The sequence below is a fragment of the Streptomyces sp. NPDC048718 genome, assembly GCF_043198875.1.
Classification (GTDB): domain Bacteria; phylum Actinomycetota; class Actinomycetes; order Streptomycetales; family Streptomycetaceae; genus Streptomyces.
In genome coordinates, this window is sequence record NZ_JBICVG010000007.1 from 355,083 (window position 1) to 373,539 (window position 18,457).

The 18,457-nt window shown below is 72.6% G+C and carries 19 protein-coding genes; 15 read left to right on the plus strand and 4 right to left on the minus strand.

The window, feature by feature from the left end:
* Window positions 1-2: 2 nt before the first annotated feature.
* On the plus strand, window positions 3-1,439 hold the full coding sequence (mptB, locus tag ACGFRB_RS16310; protein WP_393243540.1) for a polyprenol phosphomannose-dependent alpha 1,6 mannosyltransferase MptB: 1,437 nt from the start codon (window positions 3-5) through the stop codon (window positions 1,437-1,439).
* Between the two features lie 24 nt (window positions 1,440-1,463).
* Here mptB and ACGFRB_RS16315 read toward each other — a convergent pair whose 3' ends face one another.
* From ACGFRB_RS16315 to ACGFRB_RS16325, 3 genes are all read right to left on the minus strand, one after another.
* Window positions 1,464-2,033: a Uma2 family endonuclease gene (locus ACGFRB_RS16315; RefSeq protein WP_393243542.1), complete on the minus strand. Its 570-nt coding sequence runs from the start codon at window positions 2,031-2,033 to the stop codon at window positions 1,464-1,466.
* A gap of 116 nt (window positions 2,034-2,149) precedes the next feature.
* The gene (locus ACGFRB_RS16320) at window positions 2,150-3,760 is read right to left on the minus strand and encodes an amidohydrolase family protein (protein ID WP_393243544.1); all 1,611 of its coding nucleotides are present in this window, start codon (window positions 3,758-3,760) and stop codon (window positions 2,150-2,152) included.
* Between the two features lie 19 nt (window positions 3,761-3,779).
* Window positions 3,780-5,075, minus strand: a complete 1,296-nt coding sequence (locus ACGFRB_RS16325; protein WP_393243671.1) for an alanine racemase — start codon at window positions 5,073-5,075, stop codon at window positions 3,780-3,782.
* A 336-nt stretch (window positions 5,076-5,411) separates the two neighbouring features.
* Here ACGFRB_RS16325 and ACGFRB_RS16330 point away from each other — a divergent pair, with 336 nt between their 5' ends.
* Together ACGFRB_RS16330 and ACGFRB_RS16335 are read left to right on the plus strand one after the other, a co-directional pair.
* Window positions 5,412-6,290: an IclR family transcriptional regulator gene (locus tag ACGFRB_RS16330; RefSeq protein WP_393243546.1), complete on the plus strand. Its 879-nt coding sequence runs from the start codon at window positions 5,412-5,414 to the stop codon at window positions 6,288-6,290.
* On the plus strand, window positions 6,287-6,697 hold the full coding sequence (locus tag ACGFRB_RS16335; RefSeq protein ID WP_361226317.1) for a RidA family protein: 411 nt from the start codon (window positions 6,287-6,289) through the stop codon (window positions 6,695-6,697). Before ACGFRB_RS16330 ends, ACGFRB_RS16335 begins: the two co-directional genes overlap by 4 nt.
* Window positions 6,698-6,933: 236 nt before the next feature.
* On the opposite strand, the gene ACGFRB_RS16340 is transcribed toward ACGFRB_RS16335, so the two are convergent.
* The gene (locus ACGFRB_RS16340) at window positions 6,934-8,628 is read right to left on the minus strand and encodes a chitinase (protein ID WP_393243548.1); all 1,695 of its coding nucleotides are present in this window, start codon (window positions 8,626-8,628) and stop codon (window positions 6,934-6,936) included.
* Window positions 8,629-9,033: 405 nt separating this feature from the next.
* Here ACGFRB_RS16340 and ACGFRB_RS16345 point away from each other — a divergent pair, with 405 nt between their 5' ends.
* The 12 genes from ACGFRB_RS16345 to ACGFRB_RS16400 all read left to right on the plus strand — a co-directional run bounded on the left by ACGFRB_RS16345 (window position 9,034) and on the right by ACGFRB_RS16400 (window position 18,456).
* Window positions 9,034-9,969 (plus strand): hypothetical protein, encoded by a 936-nt coding sequence (locus ACGFRB_RS16345; protein ID WP_393243550.1) that lies wholly within the window; start codon window positions 9,034-9,036, stop codon window positions 9,967-9,969.
* Window positions 9,970-10,088: 119 nt separating this feature from the next.
* Window positions 10,089-10,805 (plus strand): Flp pilus assembly protein CpaB, encoded by a 717-nt coding sequence (gene cpaB / locus ACGFRB_RS16350; protein ID WP_363011460.1) that lies wholly within the window; start codon window positions 10,089-10,091, stop codon window positions 10,803-10,805.
* Between the two features lie 9 nt (window positions 10,806-10,814).
* Window positions 10,815-12,074 carry a CpaE family protein gene (locus ACGFRB_RS16355; RefSeq protein WP_393243552.1) on the plus strand — a complete coding sequence of 420 codons (1,260 nt, stop codon included), beginning with the start codon at window positions 10,815-10,817 and terminating at the stop codon, window positions 12,072-12,074.
* Window positions 12,075-12,190: 116 nt separating this feature from the next.
* Window positions 12,191-12,529: a TadE/TadG family type IV pilus assembly protein gene (locus ACGFRB_RS16360; protein ID WP_393243554.1), complete on the plus strand. Its 339-nt coding sequence runs from the start codon at window positions 12,191-12,193 to the stop codon at window positions 12,527-12,529.
* Window positions 12,526-12,945 carry a TadE/TadG family type IV pilus assembly protein gene (locus ACGFRB_RS16365; RefSeq protein ID WP_393243556.1) on the plus strand — a complete coding sequence of 140 codons (420 nt, stop codon included), beginning with the start codon at window positions 12,526-12,528 and terminating at the stop codon, window positions 12,943-12,945. Before ACGFRB_RS16360 ends, ACGFRB_RS16365 begins: the two co-directional genes overlap by 4 nt.
* Window positions 12,942-14,288, plus strand: a complete 1,347-nt coding sequence (locus tag ACGFRB_RS16370) for a CpaF family protein (protein WP_363011452.1) — start codon at window positions 12,942-12,944, stop codon at window positions 14,286-14,288. The genes ACGFRB_RS16365 and ACGFRB_RS16370 overlap by 4 nt, the downstream gene beginning before the upstream one ends.
* 117 nt (window positions 14,289-14,405) lie before the next feature.
* Window positions 14,406-15,350 (plus strand): type II secretion system F family protein, encoded by a 945-nt coding sequence (locus tag ACGFRB_RS16375; protein WP_393243558.1) that lies wholly within the window; start codon window positions 14,406-14,408, stop codon window positions 15,348-15,350.
* 13 nt (window positions 15,351-15,363) lie between these two features.
* Complete coding sequence (locus tag ACGFRB_RS16380) at window positions 15,364-16,251, plus strand: DUF5936 domain-containing protein (RefSeq protein WP_393243673.1); 888 nt, start codon at window positions 15,364-15,366, stop codon at window positions 16,249-16,251.
* 11 nt (window positions 16,252-16,262) lie between these two features.
* A complete protein-coding gene (locus ACGFRB_RS16385) occupies window positions 16,263-16,853 on the plus strand; it encodes a response regulator transcription factor (RefSeq protein WP_393243560.1) in 591 nt (196 codons plus the stop codon).
* 114 nt (window positions 16,854-16,967) lie between these two features.
* Entirely contained in the window at window positions 16,968-17,183 is a 216-nt protein-coding gene (locus tag ACGFRB_RS16390; protein WP_393243562.1) for a Flp family type IVb pilin, read from the plus strand.
* A gap of 56 nt (window positions 17,184-17,239) precedes the next feature.
* Window positions 17,240-17,845, plus strand: coding sequence for a hypothetical protein (locus tag ACGFRB_RS16395; RefSeq protein WP_393243564.1), 606 nt, complete (start codon window positions 17,240-17,242; stop codon window positions 17,843-17,845).
* Between the two features lie 23 nt (window positions 17,846-17,868).
* Window positions 17,869-18,456, plus strand: coding sequence for a hypothetical protein (locus ACGFRB_RS16400; protein WP_393243566.1), 588 nt, complete (start codon window positions 17,869-17,871; stop codon window positions 18,454-18,456).
* Window position 18,457 lies beyond the last annotated feature (1 nt).

Below are 18,457 nucleotides of genomic sequence, written 5' to 3' on the forward strand. Positions count from 1 at the left end.
TCATGTGGGTTTTCTCCGCCGCCGGATGCCGGTGGCTCGGCGCGGCCGGTGCGCTCGCCGTCACCGCCGGCGGCTGGACCGCCGGAGCCCTGCCCGTACGCGGCGGGGCCGGCCTGTGGCAGCCGCGCGGTACCGCGCTCACCACGGCCGGCGCGATCCTCGCGTACCTCGGACTGACTCTGCTGCTCGCCGCCTGGTGGCAGTACGGGCGGCTGCTGCGCGCCGGAGCCCCGGGCGACCGGACCCTGGCGACCCTCGGCTGGTGGGCCGGGCCGCTCGTGCTCGCCCCGCCGCTGCACAGCGCCGACGTCTACAGCTACATCGCCCAGGGCGCGATGGTCCTCGAAGGCCACGACGTGTACGGGGCCGGGCCCTCCGTCCTCGCGCCCGGCGAGCTCGGCGCGGACGCCGCCGCGTCCGTCGGCGGCCACTGGACGGACACCCCCGCGCCGTACGGACCGGCCTTCCTCGTTCTCGCCGAGGCGGTGGTGAAACTGACCGGCGGGTCGGTCGTGCCCGCCGTGCTCGGCATGCGGCTCGTCGCCCTCGGCGCGCTCGCGCTCATCGTGTGGGCCGTCCGCGGCCTCGGCGGCGGCCCCGGCGCGCTCTGGCTCGCCGCGCTCAACCCGCTCCTGCTGATCCATGTCGTCGCCGGCACCCACAACGACGGCCTCATGATCGCCCTGCTGCTGACCGGGGTGCTGCTCGCGGTGCGCGGGCGGTGGGTCCTGGGCAGCGCGGTCGTCGGCCTCGCGGTGACGGTGAAGTCCCCGGCGGTGCTCGGGCTGCTGTTCATCGGCGTCCTCGTCGCCCGGCGGCGCGGCGGCGCCGGGGGAGTGGCGCGCGGACTCGTGCTGCCCGGGGCGGTGGCCGCCGCCGTCGCCGCCGGGGCGACGCTGCTCGCCGGGACCGGCTTCGGCTGGCTCCGTACCCAGAGCGTCGCCGCCACCATCCACACCGCCCTGTCGGCGACCAGCGACCTCGGCCTCGGGCTCGGCCTGCTGGTGGCCGACGACCCCGGACCGGTGAAGGGCGTGGTGCAGCAGCTCGGCCTGGTGGCCGCGGCCGCGATCGTCGCCGTGGTGGCCTGGCGCGCGTGGCGGGGCCGGATCGACCCCGTCCTCGGGCTCGGGATCTCGCTGCTCGCGCTGGTGGCGCTGTCCCCGATGGTGCAGCCCTGGTACGTGCTGTGGGGGACGTGCGTGGTCGCGGCGGTGGCGTGGGACGGGCGGCTCGGCCGGTTCCTGGCGGTGCTGTGCGGGGCGCTGACCTACGAGACGGCGCCGTCGGGCCACACCCCCTGGTACGGCTTCGTCCTCGCGGCCCTCGCCCTGGGGGTGGGGCTTTGGCTGTCCCGCGTGGCGCCGCCGTCGATGGCCGGGGCGAGTGTGGGGATCCCGGGACAGCGGAGGGATCTGCGGGTGGTGGACCGGGCCTGAGGTGGGGGTGGGTCTCCCCGCAGGTCAGGCCAGGTCAGGCCAGGTCAGGTCGCCGGTGTCGAGGTCCAGGTCGAACGGCTCGGGCAGCCGGACCCGGGTGCCGAAGGGGTGCGGGCCGTCCACGCGCGTGTAGCCGAGCCCGCCGGGCTCGGAGTACACGGTCACGCTCTTCTCCTGCCGGTCCACGACGAGGTAGAGCGGGGCACGGTATTCGGCGTACCGCTCGCGCTTCACGATGCGGTCGGTGTCCGCGTTCGCATCCGAGGTGACCTCGACGACGAGGAGGGTGTCCTCGGGGAGCAGGGCGGCGGCCCCCTTGGCCTGGGCCGCCGGCACCACGGCGATGTCGGGGACGAACCAGTTCGCCGAGCCCGGCAGGTCCAGGTTTCCGGAGCCGGTGATGCAACCGAGCTCGCGGGCCCGGGGGCGTACTTGGTCGCGGATGGTCTCGGCGGCGGCTTCGTGAGCCCGGGTCGGTGTCGAAGGCTCGATGAATCCTTCGACGATCTGGACGCGGTCGCCCCGGACGTGCCGGATGGCGTATTTCAGGGCCTGTTCCGGGTCGTCGCTGTCATAGGAGGGGACTGAGGCCATCGTCCGTCCCTCGTCTCGTCCCGGCCGGAGGGGCACCGGGGTCCGCCGGGGCTGACGCTACCGTCCGCCCGTCGCTCGCCGGGCAAGCTCTGACCCGTACGGGCGAGCGCGCGCCGCTACGCGATCGGCGTGCGGCGGATCGCGCGGCCCGCGAGGGTCTGGGTCCGGCGTCCGTCCTCGATCACGAACTCGCCCGCCACCAGCACGTACGGAATGCCGGTCGGCAGGGTGCGCGGGGCGTCGTACGTGGCGCCGGAGGCGACCGTCGCCGGGTCGAAGAGGACCAGGTCGGCGACGTACCCCTCGCGGATCCGCCCCCGGTCGGGCAGCCGCAGCCGGGCGGCCGGGCGCGACGTCAGATGGGCCACGCACTCCTCCAGCGTCAGCACGCCCTCGTCGCGGACGTACCGCCCCAGGTACTCCGGGAACGTGCCGTACGCGCGCGGATGCGGCTTGGCGCCCTGGAGGATGCCGTCCGAGCCGCCCGTGTGCGCCGGGTGCCGCATGATCGCGCGGACGTTGTCCTCATGGCCGACGTGCTGGAGGATCGTCGGGCCGAGCCGGTCCGCGAGCAGCAGCCGCCGCGCGGCCGGCCAGCCGTCGAGACGCCGGCCCACCGCGTCCGCGAGGGCCGGGTCGGTCACCCCGGAGATCTCGATCGTGTGCCACTCCATCGGCACCCCGTGACAGCCGTCGGAACCGGTCACCTCCAGATGGTGGCGGATGCGTTCGGCGGTCGCGTCGTCCCGCAGCCGCGCGAGCAGCGCCTCCGGTCCGCCCTCGTGCGCCCAGCTCGGCAGGACGGCCGCCAGGGTCGTACAGCCGGGGGTGTACGGATAGGTGTCGAGGCTGATGTCCGCGCCCGCCGCGAGTGCCTCGTCGAGCAGCGCCAGCAGCTCCCCGGCGCGGCCCTCGTTGACGCCGAAGTTCATGGTGGCGTGCGCGAGATGCAGCGCGCAGCCCGCGTCACGGGTCAGCCGCACCATCTCCTCGTACGCGGCGAGCGCGCCCGCGCCGTAGGAGCGGTGGTGCGGGCAGTAGTAGCCGCCGTATTCGGCCACCACCCGGCAGAGCGCGGTGAGTTCGGAGTCCGGCGCGTACATCCCCGGGGCGTAGGTGAGGCCGGACGACATGCCGACGGCGCCCTGTTCCAGGCCCTCGGCGACGAGCGCGCGCATCCGGTCCAGCTCGGCGGCGGTCGCGGGCCGGTCCGCCCAGCCCATGGCGTACATCCGCACCGTGCCCTGGGGGATCAGATACGCCGCGTTGACGGCGATGCCCCGGTCGCCGTGGGCGGTGTCCAGCCGGTGCAGGTACTCGCCGACCGTACGCCAGTCGAAGTCGACGTCGCTCTCCCCGGGGCCGCCGCCGTTCCAGCCCGCGATCGCCCGCCGTATCTCGCCGAGGGTGCGGTCGTCGGCCGGTGCGTACGACAGCCCGTCCTGGCCCAGGACTTCGAGGGTCACGCCCTGCGCGGCCTTCGCGCTGTGGTCCGGGTCGCGCAGCAGCGCCAGGTCGCTGTGGGCGTGCATGTCGATGAAACCGGGGGCGAGGGCCAGCCCCTCGGCGTCGATCACCCGGCGGGCGGTGGGGCGCCGGCGGCCGGCCGCCGCGCCCTCCTTGACGATCGCGGCGATCCGGCCGCCCGCGACGGCGACATCGGCGCGACAGGAGGGCGCGCCGGTGCCGTCGACGACCTCGGCGTCCTGGAAGACGAGATCCCACACGGTGTACGGCTCCTGGAAGCTAGAAGAAGGTGCGGATGTAGTCGACGACCGTGCCGTCCGCCTCGACCAGCGGGATCAGCTGCCACTTGTCGAACGACGTGCACGGGTGGGACAGGCCCATGCCGAGCCAGTCGCCGACCTCCAGATCCGCGCCCTCGTCCGTGCCGACCCAGGCGTGCTGGTCGGACAGACCGGTGACGGTGATGCCGTCGGCGGGCCGGATCGCGCCGGTACGGGCGTCACGGACGACCTGCGCCTCGGGGAGGTGGAGGTCGTGGGCGGCGTCGCGCTTGCCCGCGTTGGTGAACGCCTGCGCGCCGGTGGGGCGCGAGACGACCTGCGACCAGAGCCGGAACGCCGGCTGGAGCGCGCCCTCCTCCGGGATCCGGTTGAAGGGGGTCTTCTCGCGGTACTGGCCGTCGTCGTGGGAGACGTACGCGCCGGAGCGCAGCAGCTTCAGGACGGGCCGGGAGAGCGCGGGGAGGTCCGCGAACACATCGGCGACCGCGTCGAACCAGGAGCTGCCGCCCGCGCTGACGACGATCTCCTCGACGGACGCGTCGAAACGGCCCGCCTTGTCGAAGGCGGCCGCGAGCGCGGTGAGCCGGCGCAGCCAGGCCCGCACCCGCTCCGGGGCGGCCTCGGGCACCTCGGCCTCGTAGCCGGCGACGCCGACGAGACGCAGGGTGCGGGTGGCGGCGACCGCGTCGGCGACGGCGGCGCAGTCGTCCTCGGTACGGGCGCCGGTACGGGCCCCGTCGCCCGCGCCCAGCTCGACGACGACGTCCACGGCGCGGCGCGCGCCCGCCTTCGTCAGCGCCTGGTCCATCAGCTCGACCCCGCGCACCGAGTCGACGTAACAGACCAGCTGGAAATCGGGGTCGGCGTCGAGTTCGGCGGCGATCCAGCGCAGCGCGACCGGGTCGACCACCTCGTTGGCGAGGAAGATCCGGGCGATGCCGTGGGCGCGGTAGACCCGGGCCTGGTGGGGGACGGCGGCGGTGATGCCCCAGGCGCCGTGGGCGATCTGGAGGTCGAAGAGCCGGGGTGCCATGGAGGTCTTGCCGTGCGGCGCGAAGGCGAGGCCGTGCCGCTCGGTGTACGTCTCCAGGAGGCGCAGATTGTGCGCGACGGACTCGGCGGAGAGGGCGAGGACGGGGGTGGTGAAGCCGCCGGTGAAGAGATTGCGGCGCTGGGCGGCCAGTTCGCCGACGGTCAGGCCCTCGGCGTCGGGCGGCAGGGCCTTGAAGCGGTGGTCGACACGCTCACCGGCCAGGTCGGGCAGCTTCGGCAGCTTCGGCGGTCGCGGCGGCATCGACGGGTCCGTCGGCGTCGGCGTCGGTGTCGGCGGATTCGGCTGTTCCGGCTGCTCCGGCACGAAGGTCTCCTCCTCGTCGGGCGTTGCGTGTTGCATGGTGTGCAACGCCTGTTGCGTATGCTGCTCAAGGTTGTCTAACATCCGGCCCTGCGCCGGGTCAACGCGCCCGCGCGGATCCCGCTTCTCGCTTCCCGCGGCCCACGGAGGGGAAACCGGCGAGGCGGCCCGGCCGGCTGGGCGCGGAAACGGAAACGGAAACGGGACCGGGACCGGGATCGGGATCGGGACCGGGACCGGGACCGGGATCGGGAACGACCAGGAGGTACGTACGTCATGAGCCAGACCGTCGACCGCGCGCTCAGCATCCTGCCGCTGCTCGCGCGGGGACCCGCCGACCTCGGGCAGGTCGCCGGCCGGCTCGGCGTCCACAAGTCGACCGCCCTGCGCCTGCTGCGCACCCTGCACGAGCACGGCCTCGTCTACCGCCAGCGGGATCAGCGCTACCGCCTCGGCGCCGGCCTCTTCGCCCTCGCGCAGGAAGCCGTCGAGAACCTCGACGTCCGCGAGATCGCCCACCCCCACCTCGCCGCGCTCGGCGAGCGGACCGGCCACACCGTCCATCTCGCCGTCCGCGAGGAGGGCGAGGTGCTCTACATCGACAAGGTGGAGAGCCGCTACCCGGTCCGGATGTACTCCCGGATCGGCAAGCCGGTAGCGATCACCGTCGCCGCCGTCGCCAAACTGCTCCTCGCCGACCTGCCGGAGCCCGAACGGCGCGCCCTCGCCGCCCGGCTCGACTACCCCCGCTACACGCACCGTTCGACCCCGGACGCCGCCGCCTTCCTCGCGGAGCTGGCGACCGTACGGGAACAGGGGTGGGCCACCGACCTCGGCGGCCACGAGGAGTCCATCAACTGCGTCGCCGCACCCGTTCGCGGCGCGGACGGCCGGGTCGTCGCCGCGATGTCGGTCTCGGCGCCCAACGTGGTCGTCACGGCGGACGAACTCCTCGCCCTGCTCCCGCTGGTGCGGAGGACGGCCGAGGAGATCAGCGCCGAGTACGCGGGCACGACGGCGGACGTGACCGGTACGTCAGCCGCCGACTCGTCGTCGCGGTGCGACACCACGAAGACCGCGAAGACCACGAGCACCCCTGAAAGCCCGGACCCCGGAATCCCGGGCACCCCGGAAACCCCTAAGGACAGCGCATGACCGAGAAGATCGCCCTCACCCCCGCCACCCACACGACCCCGCCGGCCCGGTTCTCGCACGGCGTCAAGAAGGGGAACATCCTCCAGGTCGCCGGTCAGGTCGGCTTCCTGCCCGCCGTGCCCGGGCAGCCGCCGGTGACGGCCGGCCCGACGCTGCGCGAGCAGACCCTCCAGACCTTCGCCAACGTCAAGGCGATCCTGGAGGAGGGCGGCGCTACTTGGGACGACGTGATGATGATGCGCGTCTACCTCACCGACGTCGACCACTTCGCCGAGATGAACGAGATCTACAACGCGTACTTCGAGGAGCAGGGCCTCACCGCCCCCGCCGCGGCCCGCACCACGGTCTACGTCGGCCTGCCCAAGGGGCTGCTCATCGAGATCGACGCGCTCGCCGTCCTGGGCTGAGTCCGGTTCCGGCCCCCGCACACGACTTCGGACCCCGCCCCCGAAACGCCCGAAGCGCCGCCGGGGGAGCGGCGGCGCTTCGAGGGGGAACCTCCGGGGGAGTGTGGGGATCCCCCGGAGGAGCGAAGGGGCGGGGCCCCGGGACCCTGGGGCCCCGGGACCCTGGGGCCCCGGGCCACGGCCGACCGCGGCCCGGGGATTCCGGCAGGCCCGGGGACTCCGCCGGCGAGCCAGGGTTACGGCAGGCCGTGGACGTGCGGGCCGACCGCGTTCGACCAGGCGTTGCCGGCCGTCGCGTCCCAGTTCGTCGACCAGGTCATCGCGCCTCGGATGCCCGGGTAGGTCTTCGAGGGCTTGAAGGAGCCGCAACTCGTGCCCTTGGCCAGGCAGTCGAGGGCGTTCTTCACGACCTGCGGGTCCACGTAGCCGCTGCCCGCGCCGCGCGTCGAGGCGGGCACGCCGAGGCCGACCTGGGAGGCGTCCAGGCCGCCTTCGAGCTGGACGCAGGCGAGCGCGGTGAGGAAGTCCACCGAGCCCTGGCTGTACACCTTGCCGTCGCAGCCGAGCATCGAACCGCTGTTGTAGTACTGGGTGTTGACCACCGTGAGGATGTCCTTCACGGCGAGCGCGGTCTTGAAGTACTCGGTGCCGGCCGACTGCATGTCGAGGGTCTGCGGCGCCATCGTCAGGACCAGACCGGAGCCCGCCTTGGCCGACAGCTGGCGCAACGCCTTCGCCAGATAGGTGGAGTTGACGCCGTGCTCCAGGTCGATGTCGACGCCGTTGAAGCCGTACTCCTGCATCAGGCCGTACGCGCTGTCGGCGAACGCGGTGGCGGTCGCGTCGCTGTTGATGGTGACGTTGCCCAACTCGCCGCCCACCGACAGGATCACGGACTTGCCGGCCGCCTTCTTGGCCGCGATGTCGGCCTTGAAGTCGGCGGCCGACGCGTACCCGACGGCCGGGTCGAGGGTGAAGCCGATCCGCCCCGGCGTGGTCGTCGACTCGGCGAACGACACCGCGATGATGTCGTACGCGGACGGCACGTCGCGCAGCTTCTGCACGGTGGCGCCGTTGTTGAAGTTCTGCCAGTAGCCGGTCACGGCGTGCTTGGGCACGGCCGGGCCGGGGCCGGGGGTGCCCGCCTCGGACGTCTTCGCCGCGACCGCCGCCGACTTGGGGGACTCGCCCGCCGCGTTGGAGGCCGTCACCTGGAACTGGTACGTGGTGTTCGCGGCGAGCCCGGTGACGGTGGCCGAGGTGCCGCTCACCGTGGTCGCGAGGGCGCCGTCGCGGTAGACCTTGTAGCCGGTCGCTCCGGAGACCGCGCCCCAGGAGAGGGAGACCGAGGACGCGGTGACGCCGCCCGCGGCGAGCCCGGCCGGAGCGCCCGGGACCGACGGGCCCGGGTCCGTACCGCCGCCGCCGTCGGGACCGAGGACGCTCACGTCGTCGACGGAGTAGGCGGCCGTGCCGTACCACCCGTGCGTGTAGATCTGCACCGACGTGGTGGACGCGCCGGTGGTGAAGGTGGTGGTCAGCTGCTTCCAGGCGCCGCTGTCCGGTGTCCAGGTGGACACGTCGGTGGTGCCCGTGCCGCGGGCGCCGAGGTAGGCGTAACCGCCCTGCACCCACGCGCTCAGCGTGTACGTCGAGCCGGGCTTCACGGTCACGGTCTGGACGCACTCGGCGTTGTCGGCGCCGGCGGGGGTGGCGCGCAGGGCGCCGGTTCCGGTGCGGACGGGTGACGAGACGACGGCGCCGGTGCCGCCGGAACAGGACCAGCCGGCGAGTCCGTTCTCGAAGCCCGCGTTCCGGGCGACGTTGATGTCGCCGGCGGCCTGGGCGGCGGTGGCCTGGGCGAATGTGCCCGCGAGGGCGAGTCCGGCGCTGACGGCGAGGGCCAGCGCGGCCCTGGTGGTGCGCTCCACGTGCTGCCTCCGATGGGGGATGGGGGGGAGGGGAGGTGCGCGGAACAAGTTGGTCCAGACCAATTGGGTTGTCAAGACCTCTGGCAGAGAAGGGCGTTCGGGCCGGGGGAGCGCGGGGGAGACGCGGCGGGAGCGCGGAGGGGCGTCAACACCCACGAAATTGCCTGAGCTTGGACGATTGTGTGTTCAGTACTCCAGGGGCCTGGATAAAGTGCGGAGGCGGTAACGCCGCAATCGCGGGTAGTGATCAAGGGGGCCGCCGAGGTCGCCGAGGTCACGGGGCTTGCCGGGGTTGTCGGGGTTGCCGTGACCGCGGAGGCCACCGGGGCACCGGGGCCGCCGAGGCCGCTGGGTAATCGAGTGGTCGAAGTGGGATTGAGGGATCGAGGGATCGGGGAGCCCGACGTGCCGACAGCGATCGCGGTCACCAGCGCCGACCTGGTGCTGCCGCCGACCGACCCGCAGACACCGCCGGCCGCCGTGCTGCCGGGTCCCGACGCCCGGCCGCTCGACACCGCGCTCACCGACGTACGCCAGTTGCTCGACCACCACGGGCATCTGATCGTCGTCTGCCCCGACAGCGCGCCGCCCGCCGCCGTCCAGCGCCTCCACGCCGTACGGGCCCTGCTCGAATCCGACCGGATCGCGATCGTCCGCACCGCGCTGCCACCGCTCGGCGCCGCCGTCCTGGTCCGCCAGCTCCGGCAGCTGTCCGCCTGCGACTTCAGCCCCGGCGTCCTCGCCTCCGCCGCCCGGCTGCTCACCCACTACGTCTACGCGGGCGCCGTCCTCGGGTCGGTCGCCAAGCTCGACCGCGTACCCGTCGGACTCGGCTCCCACCTCAAGGGCTGGCTGCCCGGCGCCCACTTCGCCGTCCTCGCCGGGCCCACGCCCCAGCTCGTCCGCCTCCCCGGCGGTGGTGGTGGCGGGCGCGGTGGCGGCGCGCGCGGCGGACGCGGGGCGGACGGCGAGCAGCTCGCCGGACCCGAGTTCGCCACCGACCTCGTCCTCGCCCGCGGCCAGCTCCAGACCGACTGGCCCACCGCCACCCTCGCCCCGCGCTGGCGGGCCCGCGCCGTGCAGGAGACCGCGCTGCCGGAGTCCTCCGCGCGCTGGTGGGGCACCGGACGCCTGGTCGAGTTCACCGCGTACCTCCCCGACCTGCCCGTCCTGCACCAACTCGTCACGTCCGTACGGCGCGAGACGTGCCACTGGTGCCGGATGGAACTCCTCGGCGACCGCTGCGGCTTCTGCGCCGCACCGCTGACCCGGGGCGAGACCGCCCCACCGGTGCTCACCGCCCAGGCCGCCCGTACGGCCCTAGGGCCCGCCCCTCGCTGAACCCCGCGCCAGAGCCCCCGGCCCCACCCCCGTCCGTTGCTTCGACCGCCCGCCTCTCCGACCCGCCCGTCACTCCCCGTCCGTCGCGTCACCCGTTCCCGATCGAGGTAGTACCGGCCATGAACTCCCGCCAGCGCCGCGGCGTCATCCTGCTGCTGCTCTCCGTCCTGTGCGCGCTCGGCGCCTTCGCCGGCGTCCTCACGGTGATCAGCGACGTCAACTCCAAGGTCGGACCCGAGACGACCGCGTACCGGGTCAAGGGCGACATCGAGCCCTACACTCCGCTCGGCCCCGACAAGTTCGAGAAGATAACGATGCCCGAGCGCTGGCTCCCGGCGACCGCCGTCACCGATCTGCGCCGCACCCAGGGCAAAATCGCGGTCACCACCCTCAAGGCGGGCTCGCTGCTGCAGAGCGACATGATCGTCGACCGGCCCGCGCTCGCCCCCGGCCAGCAGGAGATCGCCATCATGATCGACGCGGCGACCGGAGTGGCCGGCAAGATCACCCCCGGCTCCGCCGTCAACATCTACGCCACCTTCTCCGGCGAACGCGGCGGCCAGGGCGCCACCCAGACGCCCCAGTCCAAGCTCATCGTCGCCGGCGCCCGGGTCATCGCCGTCGGCAGGATCACGCCCATCGAGAACCGCGACGACCGCGGCGCCCGTGCCACCGAGGCCGTCCCCATCACCTTCGCCCTCTCCACGGCCGACACCCAGCGCGTCGCCTACGCCGAGTCCTTCGCCCAGCACGTCCGCCTCGCCCTGGTCGCGCCCGGCTCCGCCGCCACGCCCGATCCGCGCGACCGCACCTACACGCTCGACAAGGACAAGTGAGGCGCGCCCATGACCACCAGGATCCTGCCCGCGGTCGGCGACCCGGACGCGGCCCGCGCGGTCCTCACCCTCGTCGGACAGCTGCCCGACGCCGAACCCGCCGGGCCCGTCGCCGACTCCACCCAGCTGCTCGACACCCTCGCCGCGCTGGCCGCCGTCTCCCTCGACGAACTGCCCGACGTCGTCCTCGTCCACGAACGCATCGGCCCCGTCCCCGCGCTCGAACTCGTGCGCGAGGTCGCCCTGCGTTTCCCCGCCGTCGGCGTCGTCCTCATCACCGCCGACGCCAGCCCCGTCCTGTTCTCCGCCGCCATGGACTCCGGCGCCCGGGGACTGGTCACCCTCCCGCTCGGCTACGAGGAACTGGCCAGCCGCGTCCAGGCCGCCGCCCAGTGGGCCGCCGGCGTGCGCCGCCACCTCGGCGGCGCGGGCGAGGCCGGACCGTCCGGGCCCGGCGGCACCCTCGTCACCGTCAGCGGCGCCAAGGGCGGCGTCGGCACCACGCTGACCGCCGTCCAGCTCGCCCTCGCCGCCCGCGCCTCCGGACGTACCGTGGCCCTGGTCGACCTCGACCTCCAGGGCGGCGACATCGCCTCGTACCTCGACGTCCAGTTCCGCCGCTCCGCCGTCGACCTCGCCGCCATCAACGACATCTCGCCCCGGGTCCTCCAGGACGCCGTGTACGTCCACGAGACCGGCCTCAGCCTGCTCCTCGCCCCCGGCGAGGGCGAGCGCGGCGAGGAGGTCACCGAACGCGCCGCTCGCCAGATCGTGCACGCCCTGCGCGGCCGGCACGAGGTCGTCGTCGTCGACTGCGGCTCTCACTTGGACGCGGCCGGCGCCGCCACGATCGAGACGGCCGACACCGCGCTGCTCGTCACCACCCCGGACGTGGTCGCCGTACGGGCCGCCAAGCGCGTCGTACGGATGTGGGACCGGCTCCAGATCCGCAAGCCGGAGGAGACCACGGTCCTCGTCAACCGGCATCAGCGCGCCACCGAGATCCAGCCCGCCCTGATCCAGCGCATCACCGGCACCCGGATCGCGGGCGTCGCCGTCCCCGCCCACTTCAAGGAACTGGCCGCCGTGGTCGACGCGGGGCGGCTGCACGACCTCGACGCGCGGTCGACCGTCAAGCAGGCGCTGTGGCGGCTCGCGGGCGAACTCGGCCTGGTCGCCGCCGCGGCGGCGCAGCCCGGCAAGGAGCCGGCGCGCGGCGGCGACCGGGGCGCGCTCGGCGCGCTGCGGCGGCGCGGGGCAGGGCGCTAGCGATGCCGGGGCCGGGGCCGGTCGGGAGCCGCGTACGGGGGCGGTGTGTGCCGTACGGGGGGCGTGCGCCGGGCGGTTTGTGCGGGGTGCGGGGTGCGCGGGGCGACGCCGGGCAGGTGGCCGTCGAGTTCGTCGGCATGCTGCCGCTGATCCTGCTCACGCTGGTGCTGCTGTGGCAGTGCGTCCTGATCGGCTACACGTACACGCTCGCCGGGAACGCGGCCGACGAGGCCGCCCGCGCCGGGGCGGTCGACGGTGACTGCCCGGCGGCGGCGCTGCGGCACCTGGACGGCGCGTGGAAGGCGAAGGCGGTGCCGGACTGCTCGGGGCCGAGCGGGGGGATGTACCGCGCCCGGGTCACCCTGAAGGTGCCCGTTCTCTTCCCGGGCGCCGGCTCGATCCCCTGGGACATCGTCGGCGAGGCCGCCGCCGTATGGGAGGGAAAGCCGGAATGAGGTTCTTACACGAAGGAGGGGAACGGGGCCGGGGCGCGGGAGGCCGGGGCCGGTGCGGGGGGCGTGACCGGGGCCAGGTCGCCGTCGAGTACCTGGGCTTTCTGCCGATCCTGCTGCTCGTCGGCCTGGCCGGTATCCAGCTCGGCATCATCGCGTACGCCGCCCAGCAGGCGGGCACGGGCGCGCGGGCGGCCGCGCGCGCCGCGAGCGCGGACGACCCCCACCACGTGCTCCCGGACCCGCCGGTGGCCGGGAAGGCGGCCATGAGCGACTGGATCGCGGGGCACAGCGAGGTCGTCGAGTCGGGCGGGACCGCGACCGTGACCGTCCATGTTCCCTCCCTCATCCCCTTCTGGGACTTCGACGACGTACGCAGGACCGCCACCATGCCCGTGCCCGAGGAGAATCAGCCATGAGCCTGCGGGCCCGTATCAACACCCCCGAGGACGACCGGGCGAACGGCGGCGGGCGGGAGGACGGCCACCTCGTCGCGTCCTTCCGGGCCAAGCTCCTGGAGGAGATCGACCTCACGGAGATGTCGGCGCTCCACGCCGCCGAGCGCCGGGCCCGCCTCGAACGCGTCCTCGGCCACATCATCAGCCGCGAGGGCCCGGTGCTCTCCACGGCCGAACGCGGCCGGCTGATCCGCCGGGTCGTCGACGAGGCCCTCGGGCTCGGCGTCCTCGAACCGCTCCTCGAAGACGCCTCCATCACCGAGATCATGGTCAACGGCCCCGACCAGATCTACATCGAGCGGGCGGGCCGGGTGGAGCTGCTGCCGCTGCGGTTCGCGTCCCAGGAACAGCTGATGCAGACCATCGAACGGATCGTGTCCACCGTCAACCGGCGGGTCGACGAGTCCAACCCGATGGTCGACGCCCGGCTGCCGTCCGGCGAGCGCGTCAACGTCATCATCCCGCCGCTCTCGCTCACCGGCCCCACGCTCACCATCCGCCGCTTCCCGCGCTCGTACACCCTGCACGAGATGATCGGCCTCGGGTCGATGGACGAGCAGATGCTGTTCCTGCTGGCGGGGCTCGTCCAGGCCAAGTTCAACGTCATCGTCTCCGGTGCCACCGGCACCGGGAAGACCACGCTCCTCAACGCCCTGTCCGGGCTCATCCCCGAGGGCGAGCGGATCATCACCATCGAGGACTCCGCAGAGCTTCAGCTCCAGCAGCCCCATGTCATCCGGCTGGAGTCCCGGCCACCGAACATCGAGGGGCGCGGCGCGGTCACCATCCGCGATCTCGTCCGCAACTCCCTGCGGATGCGGCCCGATCGCATCGTCGTCGGCGAGGTGCGCGGCGGTGAGACCCTGGACATGCTCCAGGCCATGTCCACCGGCCACGACGGCTCGCTGGCCACCGTGCACGCCAACTCCGCCGAGGACGCGCTGATGCGGTTGCAGACCCTCGCGTCGATGGCGGAGGTGAAGGTGCCCTTCGAGGCGCTGCGCGACCAGATCAACAGCGCCGTCGACGTCCTCGTCCAGCTCACCCGCCACCCCGACGGCACCCGCCGGGTCACGGAGATCGCGATCCTCGCCTCCAGTGGGCGCGAACGCTATCTCCTCGCCACCGTCAGCCGTTTCCACGCCCAGCCACTGGCTGCGGACGGGCGGGTGTACGGCGAGTTCGTTCATCATCCGCTGCCGCGCCGCGTCGCGGAACGGCTCTACATGGCGGGCCAGCCGCTGCCCCAGGCGTTCGGCGTGGCGGCGGACGACGCCCAACTGGCCGTGCGGGAAGCGAAGTAGCGCCATGAGGGCAGACGGCCGAGTGGCCGGAGTGGCCGGAGGGGCCGGCGAGACGGGCACGGCCGGTCGGGCCGGCGAGAACCGCACGTACGAGAACGGGAAGAAAGGGCAAGGACGGTGAACCCGACTCTGCTGACCGCGGGCGTGGCGCTGGGCGCCTGCGTTCTCGCCGTCGTCGGCGTCCAGTTGTACGCGAGCGGCGCGGCGCGGCGGGACGCGCTGATCGCCCGCCTCTCCCGGTCCGCCGGAGAGCACGACGGGGGTACGGGCCGGCGCGGCCGGCCGTTTCGCGGCGTCGACCGCCGGGTCCGGCGGACCACGCTCGGACGCGCGCTCGAACGGCGTATCTCCGCCACGGGGTTGGAGGTGACGCCGGGCGAGTTCGTGGTGTACATGGCCGTCGCGGTCGCCGTCCTGTGGGCCACCGGACAGGCGCTGCTCTCCCCGTTCTTCGGCCCGCTGTGTGGCTTCCTCGGTGTGTGGATCGCCCTGGGATACCTCAACTGGCAACGGCAGAAGCGCATCGAGAAGTTCATCAACCAGCTTCCCGAACTCTCCCGCATCCTCGCCAACGCCACGCAGGCCGGCCTCGCCCTGCGGATGGCCCTCTCGCTCGCCGCCGACGAGATGGAGGCCCCGGCCGGCGACGAACTGGAGAAGGTCGCCCAGCAGCTCGCCGTCGGCACCTCCATCGACGACGCCCTCGGTGAACTCGCCGACCGGCTCCCGTCCCGCGAACTCGTCGTCCTCGTCACGACGCTGGTCCTCGCCAACCGGGCCGGCGGCACCGTCGTCTCCTCGCTGCGCAACCTCACCGAGACGCTGGAGGAACGCAAGGAGACCCGGCGCGAGGTCCGCACCCAGCTGTCGCAGGTGAGCATGACGGCGTACTCCGTCCCGGTCATCGGCATCGGCTCCCTGCTGCTCATCGACAACATGCAGCCCGGCGCACTCGACCGGATGACCGGCTCCGGCATCGGCCAGATCGCGGTGATCGCCGCCTTCGCGCTGTACGCCGTCGGGTTCGTCGTCATCCGCCGTGTCGCCAAGATCGACGTGTGAGGGCGTGACCGCCATGGATCTCCTGCTGGCCCTCCTCGCGGGCCTGTCCGTCGCCGGCGCCGCCTACGGCATCCGCCTCTACCGCGCCGACGCCAAACTGCCCGCCGACCTCCAACTCGCCCTGGAAGTCGGCGCCACTCGTACCGGCGCCGTCTACTCGGCCGTCGACCGCCTCGGCATGCGCTGGTCGCCCGCCGTCCTGCGGCTGATGGGTCCCAAGCGGGTCGACTCGGTACGCCGCCGCATCGACCTCGCCGGCAACCCCGGCGGCCTCACCCTGGACCGTTACGGTGCCCGGCGCGCCGTCTACGGAGCCCTCGGCGTGATCGGCGGACTCCTGATGGCGGTGCGCGGCTCGTACCTCGTCGCGCTCCTCCTCTTCGCCTTCGGCGCCTTCTGGACCGAGGTCGGCATCTGGTCCGCCGTCCGCATCCGCAAGGACCAGATCGAACGGACCCTGCCCGACTTCCTCGACGTCCTCGCCGTCGTCGTCTCCGCCGGACTCGGTTTCCGGCAGGCCCTCGAACGCGTCGCCGAGAAGTACGAAGGGCCGTGGGCCGACGAACTGGCCATCACCCTGCGGCAGATGGACATGGGTGTCAGCCGCCGCGAGGCCTTCGACGCCCTGCGCCGCCGCAACGACTCCGAACAGGTCGCCCAGTTCGTCACCACCCTCCAGCAGGGCGAGGAGCTGGGCGCGCCCATCGTCGACACCCTCATCCAGATCGCCAACGACATGCGCCGCACCGACGCGCAGAACGCGCGGCGCAAGGCGGCGAAGGCCGTCCCCAAGGCCACCATGGTCATCACCACACTCATGGTCCCGGCCACGATGATCCTGCTCGGAGCGGGCCTGTTCCTGGGTACCGGCACCGACTTCGGCTCGATCACGGGCGAATGAGGGGACGGCCGATGACCCTGCGCATCCTGGTGGTGAGTGCCAACCCGGTGGTACGGGCAGGCCTCGCCGTCCTCCTCGGCGCCTGCCCCGACCTCGACGTCACGGCCACCGCTGCCAGCGACCCCCGCCACGCCCTGGCCGAGACCCGCCGCACCGCCCCGGACCTCGTCCTCCTCGACGGCCTCCCGGAAGCCCTTCCCCGGCTCACCGCCCTGGCCCCGGTCGTCCACCTCGCCCACGCCCCGGCAGAGGGCGCGGGATTCGCGGGACGGCAGCTCGTCCACGGGAGGTTCGAGGTCGCGGACCTCTTGAGGGCGATACGAGAAGCTGCGACTGCACATACTGGCGCTGGCTCAACTGTCACGAATATACTGCGCTTCAGAAATTCTACTTCGCGAGTGCAACGATTCGGTCTGAGTGCGAGGGAGGTGGAGGTGATGGACCTGATCGCGTCCGGCATGACCAACCAGCGCATCGCCGCCACCTGCTCGATCTCCGAGAAGACCGTCAAGAACCACATCAACCGCATCTTCGCCAAGCTCCACAGCACCACTCGCGGCGAGGCCATCGCCTCCTGGCTCGGCACGAGGACGGCGTCATGACGCCGACTACGTACGGTCATTGGGCCTACGGACCCTGTGACCCACCCCTCCCTCCGGCGTACCCTGCCCCCGCCGGACTCGGCACGCACACGCAGTCATCCGGAGGGGAACCCCATGAACGACGCACTCCTGAAGGCCCTGACCAAGGCCAGAATCCACGCGGCCGGTCGGCCGGGAAGACAGGCCGGCGATCGCGGACAGACGGCGGTCGAGTACCTGGGGATCATCGTGGTGGTGGTGGCGATCATCGTTGCGATCACGGGTACGGACATCGGCAGTTCGATCAAGACGGCCATCTCGAAAAAGATCGCCGAACTGATCGGGGGCTAGTGCTCCGGGCCAGGGGCGGAGACGCCGGTCAGGCATTTCCCGTCTACATCACCGTGGTGGCGGGCCTTCTCTTCCTCGCGTTCGTCTACTTCGCGGTCGGCCAGGCGGCCGCCGTCCGGAACGGGGGCCAGACCGCCGCGGACGCGGCCGCGCTGGCCGCCGCGCAGGACGCCCGGGACCAGCTGCGGGACGGTTGGCTCCGTGTCATCGGAGAGCCGGACCAGTGGGGCGACTATCTGAACGGCGAGGAGTACGACTCCTCCCGGGCCTGCGACAAGGCGGCGTGGTTCGCGGCCGAGAACGGCTCCTCGCTCGACGGTCCTTGTGAAGCCGGACCGAGCGGCGGGGGAGAGGAGTTCCACGTGTGGATCAGCACGAACCACTCCGTGGGCCGATCGAGCGTGCCCGGCACCGAGGGACAGCACGCCAAGGCGACGGCGACCGCCGTCCTCGAACCGCTCTGCTCCTTTACCCCGCCCGAGCAGACGCCCCTGCCGACGCCCACCACGCCCTCGCCGTCCCCGGAGCCGACGGCGACACCGAGCCCCGAACCCGCACCGATCACCGGCCTCCGCTGCCGCGGTGTCGACTGGACGATCGATCCGGAAGATCCGCGGCTGCCGAGTGCGGCCGATCTATTTACCGTCCGACTGGTCGACTGATGAGCGAAGGACTGCGTTTCCCCATGAGCGTGCGGCACGTGAAGCAGGTCGGAAGAGGAGTCGCAACGGCGGCCCTGGCCGCTGGACTGGTCCTTGGCCTCGCCGGCTGCGGTGGTGAGAAGCAGCCTTCCCAGGACGACAAACCCAAGGCGACCAGCGCTGGTCCCAAGTCCGGGGGCGGGGACAACGCGCAACCGCAGTCGACCGAGCCTACGGAGGTGCTCGGCACTCTCGCGGGTCAGGACGGCTTCGAGTTGACCGTCAACTCGGCTGAGCGGGATGCCGGAGGATTCATCACCCTCAAGGGCTCGTTGAAGAACACCTCAAGCTCCGCCCAAGCCTTCCCTGCCCTTGCCCGTGGCGACGAGACCGAGATCGTCAAACACAGCAATTCCCTCGGCGGTGCGACCCTTCTCGACGCGGTCGGCAAGAAGCGCTATTACGTGCTACGCGATACGGACGGGCGTCCCCTGACCACCACGGGGCTGGACATCATGAGGGCGGGCGCCTCCGTCCCCGTCTTCATGCAGTTCCCCGCCCCGCCCGCCACCACCACCGAGGTCTCCCTCCAGCTCCCCACCTTCACCCCCGCCACCATCAAGCTCTCCTGAG